The 1642-nt window shown below is 54.2% G+C and carries 1 protein-coding gene; it reads right to left on the minus strand.

The window, feature by feature from the left end:
• Window positions 1-139: 139 nt before the first annotated feature.
• Window positions 140-1570 (minus strand): IS1182 family transposase, encoded by a 1431-nt coding sequence (locus tag AWB78_RS42435; RefSeq protein ID WP_062613271.1) that lies wholly within the window; start codon window positions 1568-1570, stop codon window positions 140-142.
• Between the last annotated feature and the right edge of the window lie 72 nt (window positions 1571-1642).

A 1642-nucleotide genomic window follows, 5' to 3' on the forward strand; every position in this document is an offset into this window, starting at 1 on the left:
GGCCCAGACCGTGTCAAAACGCACAGCCACTCGAATTGACAAAGCGCTTTCTCGGCGCAAGTCGCGTCTTTCGTTGCACATGCCGAATTCAAAGTCGCCGACGAACTCTATCGCCGAGGATTAGCAACTCCTGCGAGCATCACGCCCGCATCGCCTTCATAACAACTTCTGAACCAAGTATCTTAGTCACTCGCTTGATGTTGTATGCAAGCACGTGCAAGCTCATTTCCGTGCTTACCCGCTCAATGGTTCGAGTTAGGAAATGAGTGGCTCCCATCCATGCCTTGATCGTGCCAAACGGGTGCTCGACCGTCTGTCGCCGGATCCGCATCATCTCAGGCGCACGATCGAGTCGCGTCTGCATATCCTCAAGAACAGCTTCGTGTTCCCAACGAGCCACGCGACGTTGAGGACTGGGCGTGCAGCTCTCCTTCAACGGACATTGTTGGCAATTCGAACTCCAGTACTTACTGATCTTCAAGCCGCGCTCAATGGTCGAGAATCGCCAGATCAGTCTCTCCCCAGCCGGGCACCGATATTCGTTCGTCTTTGCGTTGTAAATGAAGTCATCCTTCCCGAAGCGGCCATCAGCAGTGGCCATCGAGGTCACCGTCTTCGGGACAAACACCGTTATTCCAGCCTCGTGGCATGCGAGTATCTCTTCACTCTTGTAATAGCCACGATCCGCAACAGCAGTGATTTTGTCGACGCCCATTTCAGCACGAGCAAGCGTGGCCGTCGATGTCAACTGATCGCGATCAATACCATCGTTAGTGACGACGTGCGCGACGATTAGATGGTGCTTCGTGTCGACGGCCGTTTGTACGTTGTAGCCGACGACTCCCGTTCCTCGCGTCTTCATCGAACGCGCATCCGGATCGGTGAGCGATATCTGTCTGTCGGGTGCCGCCTTGAGTTGGACCTCGATCTCCTTGAGACGTTGCATCTGCTCCTTCAAGGCTGCAATCTTGTGCTGCAGTCGCTCCGTCTTGGCCTTCGCGATTGCAGGTTCCTGACGATCGGCCGTGTCCATCGCCTGAAGATACCGAGCAATACTTGATTCGATGTCGCGCATGCGCCGTTCGAGCTTGGCGCTCGTGAAGTTGCGATCGCGATGGTTCACCGCCTTGAACTTGCTGCCGTCGATCGCGACGATCGCATCAGCGAAAAGGTCCAGGCGTTGGCATAGCATCACAAACTGCCGGCAGACGTTGCGGATAGCTTTGCCATTGTCTTTACGGAACCGAGCTATGGTTTTAAAGTCCGGTGCCAGCCGACCAGTGAGCCACATCAGCTCGATGTTTCGCTGCGCTTCGCGTTCAAGACGACGACTGGACTGGATGCGATTGAGATACCCGTAGATATAGATCTTAAGCATCACCTCAGGATGATAAGCCGGTCTTCCAGTCAAGGCAGGCTGTACTCCCTCGAACCCGAGATCATTAAGATCAAGTTCCTCTACAAAGACATCGATCACGCGGACCGGATTTGTGTCCGTCACGTAATCATCAAGCGCTTCGGGAAGGAGAAAGCTCTGGTTACGATCGTCGCCTCGAACGAAACGCTTCATTTTGCGCAACCCCCAACATTGGATAGCGAAATTCTAGCGCTCCAAAAATGGGTTTTGACACAGTCTGGGCCG

The sequence above is a fragment of the Caballeronia calidae genome, assembly GCF_900044055.2.
In the GTDB taxonomy this organism is placed as follows: Bacteria; Pseudomonadota; Gammaproteobacteria; order Burkholderiales; family Burkholderiaceae; genus Caballeronia; species Caballeronia calidae.

Coding starts and splice junctions, on each gene's coding strand:
- AWB78_RS42435 (WP_062613271.1), bottom strand. CDS start 1,570: ATGAAGCGTTTCGTTCGAGGCGACGATCGTAACCAGAGCTTTCTCCTT.